Source organism: Micromonospora sp. CNZ286, assembly GCF_014207755.1.
The window spans coordinates 5,877,844-5,892,794 of sequence record NZ_JACHIZ010000001.1 but is presented as its reverse complement, the minus strand read 5'-3'; the positions used below and the strand labels follow the sequence as shown (position 1 = coordinate 5,892,794).

Annotated in this window: 15 protein-coding genes; 6 read left to right on the top strand and 9 right to left on the bottom strand. The window is 72.8% G+C overall.

Annotated elements, in window-relative coordinates; genetic code table 11:
• Nucleotides 1-40 precede the first annotated feature (40 nt).
• Together FHX31_RS26110 and FHX31_RS26105 are read left to right on the top strand one after the other, a co-directional pair.
• Nucleotides 41-781 (top strand): SCO6745 family protein, encoded by a 741-nt coding sequence (locus FHX31_RS26110; RefSeq protein ID WP_184977360.1) that lies wholly within the window; start codon nt 41-43, stop codon nt 779-781.
• 42 nt (nt 782-823) lie between these two features.
• On the top strand, nt 824-1,786 hold the full coding sequence (locus tag FHX31_RS26105) for a GNAT family N-acetyltransferase (RefSeq protein WP_013473987.1): 963 nt from the start codon (nt 824-826) through the stop codon (nt 1,784-1,786).
• A 74-nt stretch (nt 1,787-1,860) separates the two neighbouring features.
• Here the strand turns inward: FHX31_RS26105 and FHX31_RS26100 are convergent, their stop codons facing one another.
• Nucleotides 1,861-2,316: a gamma-glutamylcyclotransferase gene (locus tag FHX31_RS26100; RefSeq protein WP_013284020.1), complete on the bottom strand. Its 456-nt coding sequence runs from the start codon at nt 2,314-2,316 to the stop codon at nt 1,861-1,863.
• Nucleotides 2,317-2,422: 106 nt separating this feature from the next.
• Between FHX31_RS26100 and FHX31_RS26095 the strand changes: the two genes are divergently transcribed.
• Nucleotides 2,423-3,826, top strand: coding sequence for an NAD(P)H-quinone dehydrogenase (locus FHX31_RS26095; protein WP_013284021.1), 1,404 nt, complete (start codon nt 2,423-2,425; stop codon nt 3,824-3,826).
• Nucleotides 3,827-3,850: 24 nt separating this feature from the next.
• Here FHX31_RS26095 and FHX31_RS26090 read toward each other — a convergent pair whose 3' ends face one another.
• The 3 genes from FHX31_RS26090 to FHX31_RS26080 form a co-directional block, all read right to left on the bottom strand.
• Nucleotides 3,851-4,513, bottom strand: a complete 663-nt coding sequence (locus FHX31_RS26090; protein WP_013473988.1) for a DUF998 domain-containing protein — start codon at nt 4,511-4,513, stop codon at nt 3,851-3,853.
• A gap of 96 nt (nt 4,514-4,609) precedes the next feature.
• Nucleotides 4,610-4,792, bottom strand: coding sequence for a hypothetical protein (locus tag FHX31_RS26085; protein ID WP_141722566.1), 183 nt, complete (start codon nt 4,790-4,792; stop codon nt 4,610-4,612).
• Nucleotides 4,793-4,830: 38 nt separating this feature from the next.
• Nucleotides 4,831-5,454 carry a DedA family protein gene (locus FHX31_RS26080; RefSeq protein WP_013473989.1) on the bottom strand — a complete coding sequence of 208 codons (624 nt, stop codon included), beginning with the start codon at nt 5,452-5,454 and terminating at the stop codon, nt 4,831-4,833.
• Nucleotides 5,455-5,956: 502 nt separating this feature from the next.
• On the opposite strand from FHX31_RS26080, the gene thrS reads away from it, so the two are divergent.
• The gene (thrS, locus tag FHX31_RS26075; protein WP_091330214.1) at nt 5,957-7,171 is read left to right on the top strand and encodes a threonine--tRNA ligase; all 1,215 of its coding nucleotides are present in this window, start codon (nt 5,957-5,959) and stop codon (nt 7,169-7,171) included.
• Between the two features lie 70 nt (nt 7,172-7,241).
• On the opposite strand, the gene FHX31_RS26070 is transcribed toward thrS, so the two are convergent.
• The 4 genes from FHX31_RS26070 to FHX31_RS26055 all read right to left on the bottom strand — a co-directional run bounded on the left by FHX31_RS26070 (nt 7,242) and on the right by FHX31_RS26055 (nt 12,142).
• Entirely contained in the window at nt 7,242-9,320 is a 2,079-nt protein-coding gene (locus FHX31_RS26070) for an ABC transporter ATP-binding protein (RefSeq protein WP_184977359.1), read from the bottom strand.
• Nucleotides 9,317-11,050, bottom strand: coding sequence for an ABC transporter ATP-binding protein (locus FHX31_RS26065; protein WP_013284026.1), 1,734 nt, complete (start codon nt 11,048-11,050; stop codon nt 9,317-9,319). Before FHX31_RS26065 ends, FHX31_RS26070 begins: the two co-directional genes overlap by 4 nt.
• The gene (locus tag FHX31_RS26060; protein ID WP_030270693.1) at nt 11,044-11,565 is read right to left on the bottom strand and encodes a MarR family winged helix-turn-helix transcriptional regulator; all 522 of its coding nucleotides are present in this window, start codon (nt 11,563-11,565) and stop codon (nt 11,044-11,046) included. Before FHX31_RS26060 ends, FHX31_RS26065 begins: the two co-directional genes overlap by 7 nt.
• A gap of 61 nt (nt 11,566-11,626) precedes the next feature.
• Nucleotides 11,627-12,142, bottom strand: a complete 516-nt coding sequence (locus FHX31_RS26055) for a MarR family winged helix-turn-helix transcriptional regulator (protein ID WP_013284028.1) — start codon at nt 12,140-12,142, stop codon at nt 11,627-11,629.
• Nucleotides 12,143-12,196: 54 nt separating this feature from the next.
• On the opposite strand from FHX31_RS26055, the gene FHX31_RS26050 reads away from it, so the two are divergent.
• The gene (locus FHX31_RS26050; RefSeq protein ID WP_145754380.1) at nt 12,197-13,819 is read left to right on the top strand and encodes a DHA2 family efflux MFS transporter permease subunit; all 1,623 of its coding nucleotides are present in this window, start codon (nt 12,197-12,199) and stop codon (nt 13,817-13,819) included.
• A gap of 44 nt (nt 13,820-13,863) precedes the next feature.
• Here FHX31_RS26050 and FHX31_RS26045 read toward each other — a convergent pair whose 3' ends face one another.
• The gene (locus FHX31_RS26045; RefSeq protein WP_013284030.1) at nt 13,864-14,307 is read right to left on the bottom strand and encodes a DoxX family protein; all 444 of its coding nucleotides are present in this window, start codon (nt 14,305-14,307) and stop codon (nt 13,864-13,866) included.
• A gap of 85 nt (nt 14,308-14,392) precedes the next feature.
• On the opposite strand from FHX31_RS26045, the gene FHX31_RS26040 reads away from it, so the two are divergent.
• Complete coding sequence (locus FHX31_RS26040; RefSeq protein ID WP_114919445.1) at nt 14,393-14,932, top strand: TetR/AcrR family transcriptional regulator; 540 nt, start codon at nt 14,393-14,395, stop codon at nt 14,930-14,932.
• Nucleotides 14,933-14,951: the final 19 nt, after the last annotated feature.

Genomic DNA, 14,951 nt, shown 5'->3' with positions numbered 1-14,951 from the left:
TGATGAATGGCTTCGGTGGAGTGACGGTGACGGGCGGCCGATGACTCCGGAACAGCTCGCCGCCGCCTGCAAACCGCTGGTGCTCGAACTCGGGGAGGCGTTCGCCCGCTGCCCGTCCACGCTGCGCCGGGCGCGGCTGCTGGGCATCTCCGGATGGGCCTTCTACATCACCGGGCGGGCCGGTGCGCTCGGCGACGTCCGCGCCGAGACGGTGGCCGCGGCGCTCGGCTTCATCGCGCCGGAGGCGGTCACGGACGGCTGGGACGCCGCCGCGCGGACCGTCCCGCCGCTGGAGGTGGCCGCCGCCAACCTGGCCGAGTGCTGCCGGTGGGGCACCGCCCGGCTGGGCGACGGCGACGAGTCGTCGCGGCTCGCCGCGCTGCTGGGCCGGGCGGTCGACGCGGCGGACGGCAGCGGCATGCCACTGTTCGCCGCCTGGCGGGCCATGCCCGTGCCCGATCCGTCCCCGGGTGCGCGGGCGGCTGTCGGCATGCTGCTGCTGCGCGAGCACTTCGCCGGGGCGTACCTGCTGGCGGTGCGCGCGGCCGGGCTGACGCCGCTGGAGGCGGTGCTGGCCGGGCCGGAGGGCGAGGCGGGCGCTGCGGCGTGCGGCTGGGTGCCCCCGTACCCGCCGGTCGGGCCGCTGGTGCGGCGCCGGCTGTGGGCCGAGGCGGTGACCGACCGGCTGGCGTCGGCGGCGTTCCGCGCGCTGGACGCGGCCGAGGGCGCTGAGCTGCTGGGTCTGCTCGGCGCCGCGCGGCTACGCGCCCGCGGCGGATAAATGGGAGGCGATCCGGCCGGTCCGGCTGCCAGGATCTGGCCCGTGACGCTCCCCGCCGGCTGGTCGGCCCGCCGCCCGACCCTCGACGACGTGCCCGCGATCCTCGCGGTGGTGCACGCCTCCGACACCTTCGCCGTGGGCTACCCGGACTTCGACGACGAGGACGTGCGGTCCGCGCTGACCGCGCCGTTCGTCGACCCGGACCGGGACTCCTGGCTGGTCACCGACCCGGACGGTACGGCGGTGGCCTGGTCGATCCTGGCCAACCCGAGCGGCGTGGGCCGGGAGTGGGTGGACGTCCTCGTCGACCCCGACCGCGGCGCCGACCTGCGCGCGCCGCTGCTTGCCCGGCTGCTGGAACGCGTCGCCGAGCGGGCCGCCGAGCGCGGCCTGCCCGCGCTGACCGCGCGCACCGGGGTGTACGCGCCGGAGACCCGCTGGGCCGGTGAGCTGACCGAGGCCGGGTTCACCCGGATCAAGCGCTACATCCGGATGAGTCGCTCGTTCGCCGACCTGCCCGCCGAGCCGGCGCCCCCGCCCGGGGTGACGGTGCGGCCGCTGCGCGCCGACGACGAGAGCGACCTGCGGCTGTTCCACCGGATCTACGACACCGCGTTCCGGGACACCCCGGACCACGACCCGCTCGACTTCGAGCAGTGGCGGGAGCTGCTGCCGTCGTACGGCAAGGTCTGGGACGAGTGGTTCCTGGCCGAGGTCGACGGCGAGCCGGCCGGTGCGCTCCAGTCCTCCGACCAGGCGCTCGACCAGGACCTCGGGTGGGTGCGGACGCTGTCGGTGCTGCCCGCGTACCGGCGTCGCGGGGTGGGTGCGGCGCTGCTGCGCCGGGCCTTCGCGGTCTACGCGGCGAAGGGCCGCGCCGGGGCCGGGCTGGGCGTCGACCTGGCCAACCCGACCGCGCCGGTCACGCTCTACCGCTCCGTCGGGCTGGTGGAGGAGCGCTGGACCGACATGTACGAGCGGAGTGTGCCCGCCTCGCGGGTGTGACCCGGCACCCGCGTACCGGGGTCGCCGAGCGCCCGTAGGGCCGCGCGGCGCAGACTGTCGGTGTGGGAGACGCGCTACGCGGACGCGGTGCCGGTGGGGCGGGACCGCAGCTCGGTGACGTAGTCGTCCGGCGCGCCCGCCTTCTCCGCGGCGTTCGCGATCTCCGAGAGGTACCACGCCGTGGGCAGCCCGCCCTCGTACCCGTCGAACACGTAGACCCATGCGGTCACGTCGCCGTCGAGCGTCGAGACGCGGACGGTCAGCCTGCGGTACGTCTCGGCCGTCACGCCCTCGATCTCGTCGAGCTGCGCGGCGTCGTACGGGTGGATGTCGTAGAGCGCCACGAACACCCGGTCACCGGGGGACTCGACCACGGTGCTGACCGAGCCCTCCCACCCGATGACGTCCTCGCCGGCGAAGGTGAGCCGCCACCCCTCAAGCCAGCCGGTGCCCACCATCGGCGAATGCGGGCAGTAGGCGCGCATGCGGGCGGGGTCCAGGTTCGAGCCGTAAGCAGCGTAGAGACGCACGGCGACGACGATAGCCCGGCCGACGGGTGGGGGAGAATACGACAGTGCGTGTCGGACGGGACGGGGAGAAGAAAGTCACTGTGAGCTTCGACGAAGGGATGGCTCTGTGAGCCAGATCGTGATCATCGGCGGCGGGCCGGCCGGGTACGAGGCGGCTCTGGTCGCCGCACAGCTGGACGCCGATGTCACAGTGGTCGAGGCGGAGGGCGCCGGCGGCGCCTGCGTGCTCTCCGACTGCGTGCCCTCCAAGACGTTCATCGCCAGCTCCGAGGTGGTCACCGGCTACCGGGACACCGAGGAGTTCGGGGTGCACTCCGACGGCCTGGAGGCGGTCACCGTCGACGCGCGGGCGGTGCACGAGCGGGTCAAGCGGCTCGCGCTGGCCCAGTCCGCCGACATCCACACCAAGCTCGTCAAGGCCGGCGTCGAGTTCGTCGCCGGCACCGCCCGGCTCGGCGAGGACACGCTCGGCCACACCCACCGGGTGATCGTCACCCCGGCCGACGGTGGCGCCGAATACTCCATCGCCGCGTCGACGGTGCTCGTCGCGACCGGCGCGACCCCCCGCCAGTTGCCCACCGCCGTACCGGACGGCGAGCGCATCCTGACCTGGCGCCAGGTGTACGACCTGCCCGAGCTGCCCGAGCACCTGATCGTGGTCGGTTCCGGTGTGACCGGTGCCGAGTTCGCCAGCGCGTACCTCGCCATGGGCGTCAAGGTCACGCTCGTGTCCAGCCGGGACCGGGTCATGCCGCACGAGGACGCCGACGCCGCGTCGGCGATCGAGCGGGTGTTCCGCAACCGGGGCATGAGCATCCTGAACAACTCCCGCGCCGAGGCGGTCCGCCGTGTCGGCGACGGGGTGGAGGTGGTGCTCTCCGACGGCCGCCAGGTCACCGGATCGCACGCGCTGATCGCTGTCGGCTCGATCCCGAACACCGCTGACCTGGGCCTGGCCGAGTACGGCGTGGAGCTGGCCCGGGGCGGTTACGTGACTGTCGACCGGGTCTCGCGTACCAACGTGCCGGGCATCTACGCGGCGGGCGACTGCACCGGCGTGCTGCCGCTCGCGAGCGTCGCGGCCATGCAGGGCCGGATCGCCATGTGGCACGCGCTGGGCGAGGCGGTCCGGCCGCTGCGGCTGCGTACCGTCGCGGCGAACGTCTTCACCGACCCGGAGCTGGCCACCGTCGGCGTCTCCCAGGACGAGGTGGACGCCGGCAAGACCCCGGCCCGCCAGGTGATGCTGCCGCTGTCCGGCAACGCCCGGGCGAAGATGGACGACCTGGCCGACGGCTTCGTCAAGCTGTTCTGCCGGCCGGCGAGCGGCCAGGTGATCGGCGGCGTGGTGGTGGCGCCGAAGGCCAGCGAGCTGATCCTGCCGATCACGATGGCGGTGGAGAACAACCTCACCGTCAACGAGCTGGCGCACACCATCACCATCTACCCGAGCCTGTCCGGCTCCATCACCGAGGCCGCCCGCCAGCTCATGCTCCACGAGCTGGAGTAGCAGCCGTTCGCAGGCATTCGTCGATCATGGAGTTGTGGCCCCCGATCCGACCGGTATGCCCGGTCCGTGCGGGGTCGCAACTGCATGATCGACGGCGCTGGTCCTGGGGCTCAGGGTGGCGTGCAGGGCCAGGGTGGTTATGACGGCTGTCTCGGTGAGGATGAGGAGGCGCTCGATCAGGCCGAGCAGCGCGCGGTCGCCCGGGTAGGCGGACCAGATCATCGCGCCCGCCAGCACCAGGCTGGCCACGGTCAGTCCGCGCAGCCAGGCGGCGGCTCCGGCGACCGGGTGACGGGCGAGCAGCCAGCCGGCCACCGGCAGGGCCAGGAACGACAGCACCGAGGCGTACCGGTGCACGTACGCAGCGGTGTCCATGGGCGTGCCCGGCTCGTTCGTGGGCACCACGGCGGCGGCCAGCAGCCCGGCCGACCAGGCGGTCAGCAGCGCGAGCGGCACGCGGCCCGCACCGGCCCGGCGCAGCGACGGCAGCAGGACCAGGCTGGCCGCCGCGAGCACCGCCATCGCGGTGTCGATGACGCCGCCCCGGTCGGAGACGGCGAAGTCGCTGACGGTCAGCGACCAGGGATCCAGGTCGTCGCTCACCTCGAGATGACCGACCATCGCGAGCACCGCCGCCAGGACGATCCCGCCGAGGGCCAGCAGGCCGCTGCTCCGCGTTCCAGGCATACGGCCAGCCTGTCGCCGGAACCGCCCCAGACGGATCCGGGACCACCACCCAGTTCGCTCCCCGGGTCGTCCCCTACCGGCCCCCCGAGAACCGCGTCAGGTGAGGTCGGGTCGAGGTGGATCGTCCGCCCGGTCTCCCGCCGGTTGCGCGGCGGCGATCGATGCCAGCATCTGCTCCCTGAGATGTCTGCGCCGAGCCGCGCGCTCGGCGTCGTCCCACGAAGGATCGATTCGCCGGGCCCTGGCCTTGACGTCGTGCCATCTCGCCGCGTCGCTCATGGCCTGTGCTTCCTTTACGTCGATCAGGTGCTCGGGGGTCAGCTGCCGGCGGAGTCGGCGGTGGCCTCGGCGCGGGTCTGCCGGGTGCTGCTGATCCAGGTCATCGCCCACCCGGCCAGCGCGAACCCCGCAGCGGCCACCCCACCGATCAGCAGCAGCCGCCACGCCGAGTGGGTCAGCGCCGTACCGCCCAGGTGGCCGACGAGCGTGCCGTAGCTGGACCAGGCGAGCGCCGCCGCCGCCTCGTACGGCAGGAACAGGCGGTACGGGTAGCGGCTGCGCCCGGCCGAGAAGCAGGCCGCCATCCGGCCGCCGGGTACGAAACGGCAGAGCAGGATCACCATTGGCCCCGGTTCGCGCAGCCCACGGGTGACCCGGGTGACGGCGCGGCGTGCCCGTCCGGGTGGCGTGGCGCGTGCCGCGCGGCGGGTCGGCGTGCTGCGGCCGATCAGGTAGCAGGCCAGGTCACCGATGAACACACCGGCAGCGCCGACCGCGATGGTGAGCGGCAGGCTGAGCCCGCCGTACACCGTCAGCGCCCCACTGGTGATCATGACGAGCTGGGTCGGCACCACCGGGACGAAGGCGTCGGCGATCAGCAGGATCAGCAGCAGCGCGTACGCCCACATGGGCGACGCGACGTCAGAGATGAGTTCGGCCACGACCGCCACCTCGCCGGAGTTCTCCGTTCGACCGGATCGAGCCTGACGCCGTGCCCGGCGTCACCACCACCGGCCCCACCGCACGGTGACAGCCGACACCGGCAGGCCGTAGATGTGAAACGAGGCGGCCCGCCCGCGAGTGACGGGTCACCGGGGCATACGCGCCGGGGCGGGGCGGCGCGTCGTCGATTCCCGGCGTACCGTTGGTCGGACGCGGCACCGGAGCCGTCGGGTCCCCCGTTCCCGATGCCCGGGCCGCCGCGGGTCGCCGGCAGGTCCCGTGCCGGCGACCCGCACCCACTCTCCGAAACTCAGATGCGCCGTCGATACCCGCGTGCCTATCGTTCGGGCATGCGCAGCGCGGTAGTGACCACGACGCCGGGTGTTCCCGGCGCGCCGCACTGACGTTTCCGTCGACGAGGCCCCGGGGCGATCCGCTCCGGGGCCTCGCGGCGTTCCGGGCCTGCTCGCCTCCGGGTCGTACCCGATCAAGGAGAGCGACATGATCGACCACCGCAGGCTCGGCCGGGACCTGGAGCTGTTCGTCTCCGACCCGCTCGCGGGCGCCGGGCTGCCGATCTGGCTGCCGGCCGGCGCCGCCGCCCGGCACGCCGTCGAGGAGTACGTCCGGGAGCTGGAACGCCGGGCCGGCTACCGGCACGTCTACTCGCCGCCGCTCGGTAAGCGGGAGCTGTTCGAGCTGTCCGGGCACCTGGGCTACTTCGCCGACGACATGTTCCCGCCGATGCGGCTGAGCGCCGACGACGAGTTCGTGCTGCGCCCGGCGCTCTGCCCGCACCACGCGCTGGTGTTCCGCGCCCGCGGCCGCTCCTACCGGGAGCTGCCGCTGCGGGTCGCCGAGCTGGGCGGCATGTACCGGGCGGAGCGTTCCGGGGTGCTCGGCGGGCTGTCCCGGGTGCGCGCCATCTCGCTCAACGACGCGCACAACTTCTGCGCCCTGGAGCAGGTCGGTGACGAGGTCCGCGAGATCCTGCGGCTGATCGGAGAGGCGCACGCCGCGCTCGGCGTCCGTCCCGCCGGGTTGCGGTTGTCGCTGCGCGGGCCGGGTCAGCGGTACGTGGGCGACGACGCCGGCTGGGCGCGGGCCGAGGAACTGCTCCGCGCGGCGCTCGACGGGGTGGACGTCGTCGAGGCGCCGGGGGAGGCCGCGTTCTACGGCCCGAAGATCGACATTCAGATCGTGGACGCGGCCGGCCGGGAGTCGACCATCTCCACCGTCCAGCTCGACTTCGACAAGCCGGAGCGGTTCGACCTGTCGTACACCGACTCGGACGGCCGCCGGAAACGGCCGGTGATGGTGCACCGCAGCCTGGTCGGCAGCATGGAGCGGCTGTTCGCGTACCTGATCGAGGTGCACGAGGGCGCGTTCCCCGCCTGGTACGCCCCGGTGCAGTTGCTGCTCCTCCCGGTGGACGCGGCGCAGGCCGACGCGGCCGTCGGGCTGGCCCGCCGGGCCGAGGCGGCCGGGCTGCGGGCCGAGGTGGACCACGCCGGTTCGCTCGGCGCCCGGATCCGGGACGCGTCCCGCCGCCGCGTCCCGTACACCGGGGTCCTCGGCCCCCGGGAGGCGGCCGACGGTTCGGTCTCGCTGCGCCTGCGCGACGGCCGGGTGCTCGACCCGATGCCCGCCGCCGAGGCGCTGGGCCTGATCGGCGCGGTGGTCGCGAGCCGGTCGGCGGCGCTGCTCCCGGCCTGACCCCGGCCCGTCCGGGTGCCGGTGAGGCACCCGGACGGGGACCGGTGCCGGACCTGTGGCCGGGTCCACGTCAGTTCCCGACCGGCGTGCCGGCGCCGGCACGCATCCCGGGCGGGCTAGCCGGGGCGGGCGCGGGCACCTCGTCCTCGATGACCGCGCCGCTGAACTGCGCCCGGTAGAGCCGGGCGTACGCGCCACCGGCGGCGACGAGCTGGTCGTGGGTGCCCTGCTCGACGATCCGGCCCTGCTCCATCATCAGGATCAGGTCGGCGTCGCGGATGGTGGAGAGCCGGTGCGCGATGACGAAGCTCGTCCGGTCCGAGCGCAGTGCCGCCATGGCGCGCTGGAGCAGCACCTCGGTCCGGGTGTCCACCGAGCTGGTCGCCTCGTCCAGGATCAGCAGCGACGGCTCGGCCAGGAACGCCCGAGCGATGGTGATGAGCTGCTTCTCCCCGGCGCTGACGTTGCTGCCCTCCTCGTCGATCACCGTGTCGTAGCCGTCCGGCAGGCTGCGGACGAACCGGTCCACGAAGGTCGCCCGGGCGGCGGCGAGGATCTCCTCCTCGGTGGCGTCCGGCCGGCCGTAGGCGATGTTGTCCCGGATGGTCCCGCCGAACAGCCAGGTGTCCTGGAGCACCATGCCGATCCGGCCGCGCAGGTCGTCGCGGCGCATCGTGGAGATGTCCACCCCGTCCAGCGTGATCCGCCCGGCGTCCAGCTCGTAGAACCGCATGACCAGGTTGACCAGTGTGGTCTTGCCGGCGCCGGTGGGACCGACGATGGCGACCGTGTGACCCGGCTCGGCGACCAGCGACAGGTCGTCGATGAGCGGCTTCTCCGGGTCGTACCGGAAGGAGACGTGCTCGAACTCGACCCGCCCGTGCGGGTCGGCGACCCGGGCCGGCTCGGCCGGGTCGGGGCTCTGCTCGTCGGCGTCGAGCACGGCGAAGACCCGCTCGGCCGAGGCGACCCCGGACTGCAGCAGGTTGGCCATCGACGCGACCTGGGTGAGCGGCTGGGTGAACTGCCGCGAGTACTGGATGAACGCCTGCACGTCACCGAGGCTCATCGAGCCCGACGCCACCCGCAGGCCGCCGACCACGGCGATCGCGACGTAGCTGAGGTTCCCGATGAAGAACATCGCCGGCATGATCAGCCCGGAGACGAACTGCGCGCCGAAGCCGGCCCGGAACAGCTCCTCGTTCTTGGCGTGGAAGGCGGCCTCGACCTCCTTCTGCCGGCCGAAGACCTTGACCAGCTCGTGCCCGGTGTACGCCTCCTCGATCTGGCCGTTCAGCTCGCCGGTGTGCTTCCACTGGGCGATGAACTTGCCCTGCGACCGCTTGGCGATCAGGCTGGTGACCACCACCGACATCGGCACCGCGACGAGCGCGACGACAGCCAGCAGCGGCGAGATCCAGAACATCATCCCGAGTACGCCGACGACGGTGAGCAGCGACGTGAGCAACTGGCTCAGCGTCTGCTGGAGCGTCTGCGACACGTTGTCGATGTCGTTCGTGACGCGGCTCAGCAGCTCACCGCGGGGCTGCTTGTCGAAGTAGGGCAGCGGCAGCCGGTTGAGCTTCTCCTCCACGTCGGCGCGCAGCGTCAGCACGGTGCGCTGCACCACGCCGTTGAGCACCCAGCCCTGCGCCCACTGGAGCATGCTCGCGCCGACGTAGAGCACGACGGCGAACGCCAGTACCCGGCCCAGCGCGTCGAAGTCGATGCCGGTGCCCGGGATCACGTCCATCCGGGCCAGCATGTCGGCGAAGTTGCCGTTGCCCTCGGCGCGGGCCGCCTCCGCCGCCGCCTCGGTGGTGGTGCCGGGCGGAAGCTGCCGCCCGATCACCCCGCTGAAGATGATGTCGGTGGCGTGGCCGAGCACCTTCGGCCCGATGACGCTGAGCCCGACGCTGGCCAGGGCCAGCGCGAGCACGCCGGTGAGCTGAAGCCGGTACGGCCGCAGCCGTGCCAGCAGCCGGCGTGCCGACGGCCCGAAGTTCATCGCCTTCTCGGCCGGCATGCCCATGCTCATGTGCGGCGGGCCGCCAGCGGGGCGCCGTCCGGCCGGCGGCAGCCGCGTCGGCTCGTTCTTCTGCTGCGGAACCGGTGGCGTCCCGCTGTTCCCCCCGGTCGGCGCGCTCACGCGGCCACCTCCGCCGTCTGCTGCGACGCGACGATCTCGGCGTACGTGGGGCAGCTCTCCAGCAGTTCCTCATGTCGTCCCATCCCGACGACACCCCCGTCCTCGAGCACGATGATCTGGTCGGCGTCGATGATCGTGGAGACCCGCTGGGCCACGATCACCACCGCCGCGTCCGCGGTGACCGGCTTGAGGGCGGCCCGCAGCCGGGCGTCCGTGCCGAGGTCGAGCGCGGAGAAGGAGTCGTCGAAGAGATAGATCTCCGGCTTGCGGACGAGCGCGCGGGCGATGGCCAGGCGTTGCCGCTGGCCGCCGGAGACGTTGGTGCCGCCCTGCGCGATCGGCGCCTCCAGCCCGCCCGGCATCTCGGTGACGAAGTCACGCGCCTGGGCGATCTCCAGCGCGGCCCACAGGTCCGCGTCGGTGGCGTCCGGGTTGCCGTAGCGCAGGTTGCTGGCGACGGTGCCGGTGAACAGGTACGGCCGCTGGGGCACCAGCCCGATCCGCCGCCACAGCTCGTCCGGGGCCAGGTCCCGTACGTCCACGCCGTCCACCAGGACCGCGCCGGCGGTCGGGTCGACCAGCCGGGGGATGAGCGTGAGCAGCGTGGTCTTGCCGGCGCCTGTGGAACCGATGATCGCTGTGGTCCGGCCAGGTTCGGCGCGGAACGAGATGTCGTGCAGCACCGGCGCGCTGGCGCCCGGGTACTGGAATCCGGCGCCGCGTAGTTCCAGCTCGCCGCGGCCGGTGACCTCGGTGACCGGGTCGGTTGCCGGCACCACCGACGAGTCGGTGTCCAGCACCTCCTCGATGCGCTCGGCGCAGACCGCCGCCCGGGGCACCATCATCAGCATGAAGGTGGCCATCATGACCGCCATCAGGATCTGCATCAGGTATTGCAGGAACGCGGTGAGCGCGCCGACCTGGATCTGACCGGAGTCGACCCGTGCTGCGCCGAACCAGAGCACCGCGACGCTGGAGACGTTCAGCACCAGCATCACGATCGGGAAGATCAGCGCCTGGAGCCGTCCGATCCGCAGCGCGGTGGTGGTCAGGTCGGTGTTCGCGACCCGGAACCGGTCGGTCTCGTACGGCTCACGGACGAACGCCCGGACCACCCGGATGCCGGTGATCTGCTCGCGGAGCACCCGGTTGACGGTGTCGATCCGGGTCTGCATGAGCCGGAAGCCCGGCACCATCCGGCGGATGATCAGGCCCAGCGCGACTGCGAGCACCGGTACGCAGACCAGCATCAGCCAGGAGAGCCCGACGTCCTCGCGCAGCGCCATCACCACGCCGCCGACGCTCATGATCGGCGCGGCCACCAGCATGGTGCAGCTCAGCAGCACCAGCATCTGCACCTGCTGGACGTCGTTGGTGTTGCGGGTGATCAGGGACGGCGCTCCGAACCGGGCGACCTCGCGGGCGGAGAAGCTGTTGACGCGGCGGAAGATCGAGCCGCGTACGTCGCGGCCGAACGCCATCGCGGTCTTCGCGCCGAAGTAGACGGCGGCGATCGAACAGGCGATCTGGAGCAGGCTGACCACCAGCATCCACCCGCCCGTACGCAGGATCTGGTCGGTGTCGCCGACGGCGACGCCCCGGTCGATGATGTCGGCGTTCAGGCTGGGCAGGTAGAGCGAGGCGATGGTGCCGACGAACTGGAAGGCCACCACGGCGGCCAGCCATCGTCGGTACGGGTGCAGATGTGAGCGGAGCAGGCGGATCAACACGGATGGCTCCCCGTTGGCGGCTCGGTGTCGGACTCGCTGTCCCGGTTCAACCGACGGAGGTCCCCGTCGGACATGCCGGTGATGATTTCGATCAGGAACTGGCGGATCACCGCCCGGTTGGCCGGGTCGGCGTCGACCGACGTCAACGGCCGGTCGCTGTGGATCATGTCGATGATGGCGCGGGCGTGCTCGCCGCCCTTGTCGGTCAGCGTGAGCCGGACCGTGCGGCGGTCCTCCGGGTCGCGACGGCGGCTGACGAAGCCGTCGCGTTCCAGCGTGTCCACGATGCCGGTGAGCGTGGCGGGCCGGACGAAGCACAGCTCGGCCATTTCTCGGTGGCTCACGTCGCCGGAACGGAGGAGGATCATCAGGACCCGCATGCCGGCGGACGTGAGCCCGTGGTGTTCGGCCAGGTAACGCCCCCAGTGCTGCTCGACGACGTGACCGGCGATCGAGATCAGCCGGCCGAGTGGCGCGTGGTGCAACGCGTCGGGGAAGCGGACGAGCGGGCCCATGTTCACGAGCGTCAGATTAGCTCCCGAACCATCAGGCCCCAAACTATTTCTGAGAATCTCCTCAGCCGCGGTCGGCGCGTGCCCGGGACGGCTCGTCGGGGGCGGTGGCGACGTACTCCCGCATCACCTCGGTGACCTCGCGCAGGAACGCGGTGGTGGCCTCGGCCTGCTCGGGCGTGAGCCGGGCGACCGCCCGGTCGACGCCGACGAGCATCGGGCGCAGCGCCTCCAGCACCTCGCTCACAGCGCTCTCGGTCACCTGGAGGCTGAGTCGCCGCCTGTCGTGCGGGTGCGGGGTCCGGGCGACGTGACCGGCCTGCACGAGCCGGTCGACGAGCGTGGTCGCCGAGGCGGACCGGATGCCGAGCCGGTTGCCCAGTTCCACCGGGCCCAGTGGCTCCGGGCTGGAGACCAGGTGGTCGATCGCCGCGGCGTCGGTGGCGTTGAGGCCCAGGCGGCGGGCCAGCGCGGCCCGGGTGTCACCCGCGATCCGCAGCACGTCGCGCAGCGCGCGGGAGGCCTCGCTGCTCGGCGGCGGACCCGGCGCGGGCTCTCCGGTTGACGGCACCCCTTCCACAGGATAAAGCTAGCATCTCGGGTAGCTAGAAAATCTAGCTAAAAGGAGGGCGAGATGCGCGGCGACGGGCGCGGACGCTGGTTCGGGCTGCTGGCCATCAGCCTCGGCGTAGCGATGATCATCGTGGACGCCACGATCGTGAACGTCGCGGTGCCGCAGATCATCCGGGACCTCGACATCACCTCCACCGACGCGCAGTGGGTGCAGGAGGCGTACACCCTGGTCTTCGCGGCGCTGCTGCTGGTCGCCGGTCGCTTCGCCGACCGGTCCGGGCGGCGGCGGATGTTCCTCGTCGGCGTCACCGTGTTCGTGGTCGCGAGCGTGCTCGCGGCGCTCGCCGGTTCCGGCGAGACGCTCATCGCCTCCCGGGTGCTCCAGGGCGTCGGCGGGGCGATGATGCTGCCCACCTCGCTCTCCCTGCTCAACGCCAACTTCACCGGCCGGGAGAAGGGCATCGCGTTCGCCGTCTGGGGCTCCACGATCGGTGGCGCGGCGGCGCTCGGGCCGCTGCTCGGCGGCTGGCTCACCACCACGTACTCCTGGCGGTGGGCCTTCGGCATCAACGTGCCGGTCGGCCTGGCCGTGATCGTCGCGACGCTCGTGCTCGTGGCCGAGTCCCGCGACGAGCGGGCCGAGCGCGGGCTGGACCTGCTCGGCGCGCTGCTCTCGGTGGTCGGCATGACCGGCGTGGTCTTCGCGTTGATCGAGGGCCGCACCTACGGCTGGTGGGAACGGGAGCGGCCGTTGCGCCTGTTCGGGCTGGACTGGACCGCGTCGATCTCGCCGGTGCCGGTGGCCGCGCTGGTGGGTCTCGTTGCGCTCGGCATCTTCCTGGCCCAGCAGGTACGCCGCAACCGGGCCGGCCGCCCGGCGCTGCTCGACCTGTCGTTGTTCGGCATCGGTTCGTTCCGCAATGGCATCCTGGCCGCCGCGATCGTCAGCCTGGGCGAGTTCGGCCTGCTGTTCGCGCTGCCGCTGTGGTTTCAGAACGTGCTCGGCTACAGCGCCTTCCGAACCGGCCTGGCGCTGCTGCCGCTCGCCGTCGGCAGCTTCCTGGCCAGCGGCATCGGCGCGCCGCTGACCCAGCGCTGGGGCGCGGCCCGGGTGGTCCAGCTCGGCGTGGCCGCCGAACTGGTCGGCGTGGCCGGGCTCGGGTTCGTGGTCGCGCCGGACACCAGTTGGTGGGCGCCGCTGGGCTTCCTGTTCGTGTACGGCGTCGGCGTCGGCCTGGCCACCGCCCAGCTCACCGGCGTCTCGCTGTCGCAGGTGCCGGTACGCCTCAGCGGCCAGGGCTCGGGCCTGCAGAGCACCGCCCGGCAGGTCGGCTCCGCGCTCGGCATCGCGGTGCTCGGCACCGTGCTCTTCGCCGGTCTCGGCGGGATCCTCGGCGACCGCCTGGCCGACCAGCCCGGACTCACCCCGGTCCAGCGGGACCAGGTGGTGAGCGCGGTCAAGGAGAGCGCCGGTGCGGCGATCACCGGGTTGGCGGCGGACCCGCGTACCGCCCCGATCGCCGAGGAGGCGAAGCAGGCGTTCTCCGACGCCACCAGGTACGCGGCCTTCGCGGGCGCCGGGTTCCTCCTGATCGGCCTGGTCGCCTGCCTGCGCCTGCCGACGGTGCGCCACGAGGAGACCGGGGAGTCCCCGCCCGCCGAGGCGGAGCCGTCCCGGGCCTGAGCCGCGTCCCCGCCGGGGCCGTCCCGGCCGGGCCTGCCGTCGGCTCATCCGCCGAGGGCGACCGCCAGCGCCGCGGCCACGAAGACGACCTGGAGCACCGTACGGACGCCGAGCGGCGTCACCGGGCGGCCGGCGAGCGTGAGGTGACGCCGAGCTGCGGACACGTTCGCCGGGAACATGGCGAGCATCAGCAGCACCAGACCGGCCGCAGCCGGGCGCGCGGTGGCCGGGAACAGCAGGGCGAGCGCGCCGGCGAGTTCCAGCACGCCGGTGACTGTGACCAGCAGGCCGGGCCGGGGCAGCGACGGCGGGACCATCGCGATCAGGTCGGCCCGGCGGGACGCGAAGTGGGCCACGCCGGTCAGCACGAACATCAGCGCCAGCCCGACCCGCAGCGCGGGGTGCCACCCGTCCAGGGCGTCCACACCGAGCAGGCCGGCGATCCGGGCCAGCGCGGTGCCGGCGAGGAGTGCGATCAGGGGTGCCATTGTCGATCCCTCCGACGAAAATCTTGTCGCTGACAAGATTGCGTCGACGGGTGCCATCTTGTCAATGACAAGTTAGGGTGACGGCATGGCCTCGTATCACCACGGCGACCTCCGCCGCGTCCTGCTGAGCACCGCGGCCGAGGCGATCGCCGAGTCCGGGCCGGCCGCGCTGAGCCTGCGCGAGCTGGCCCGGCGCGCCGGCGTCTCGCACGCCGCGCCCGCGCACCACTTCGGCGACAAGGCCGGGCTGCTCACCGCGCTCGCCACGCAGGGCTTCGACCTGCTCGCCGACGCGTTGCGGCAGGCCGGGGACGACCTGCTCGACACCGGCGTGGCCTACGTCGGGTTCGCGGTGCGGCACCGCGCGCACTTCGACGTCATGTTCCGGCCCGAGCTGTACCGGGCCGACGACCCGGAGCTGGTCGCCGCCCGCGCCCGCTCCGGCGACGTGCTGCGCGAGGGGGTGGCCCGGCACACCGGGCGGGAGCCGGACGCGGACGCGCTCGCGGCCTGGTCGATCGTGCACGGCTTCGCCACGCTCTGGCTCTCCGGCGCGCTGCCGCCACGGGTGGGCGACGACCCGGAGGCCGCCGCCCGCACCGTGATCAGGCGGTTGTTCGACTGAGCCGGCGGGCCGGTGGGGC

Excerpts from the sequence above, each read along its gene's own strand:
- FHX31_RS26110 (WP_184977360.1), top strand. The coding sequence starts at position 41 with ATGACTCCGGAACAGCTCGCCGCCGCCTGCAAACCGCTGGTGCTCGAA.
- FHX31_RS26090 (WP_013473988.1), bottom strand. The coding sequence starts at position 4,513 with ATGCCTGGAACGCGGAGCAGCGGCCTGCTGGCCCTCGGCGGGATCGTC.
- FHX31_RS26085 (WP_141722566.1), bottom strand. The coding sequence starts at position 4,792 with ATGAGCGACGCGGCGAGATGGCACGACGTCAAGGCCAGGGCCCGGCGA.
- thrS (WP_091330214.1), top strand. The coding sequence starts at position 5,957 with ATGATCGACCACCGCAGGCTCGGCCGGGACCTGGAGCTGTTCGTCTCC.
- FHX31_RS26060 (WP_030270693.1), bottom strand. The coding sequence starts at position 11,565 with ATGGGCCCGCTCGTCCGCTTCCCCGACGCGTTGCACCACGCGCCACTC.
- FHX31_RS26050 (WP_145754380.1), top strand. The coding sequence starts at position 12,197 with ATGCGCGGCGACGGGCGCGGACGCTGGTTCGGGCTGCTGGCCATCAGC.
- FHX31_RS26045 (WP_013284030.1), bottom strand. The coding sequence starts at position 14,307 with ATGGCACCCCTGATCGCACTCCTCGCCGGCACCGCGCTGGCCCGGATC.
- FHX31_RS26040 (WP_114919445.1), top strand. The coding sequence starts at position 14,393 with ATGGCCTCGTATCACCACGGCGACCTCCGCCGCGTCCTGCTGAGCACC.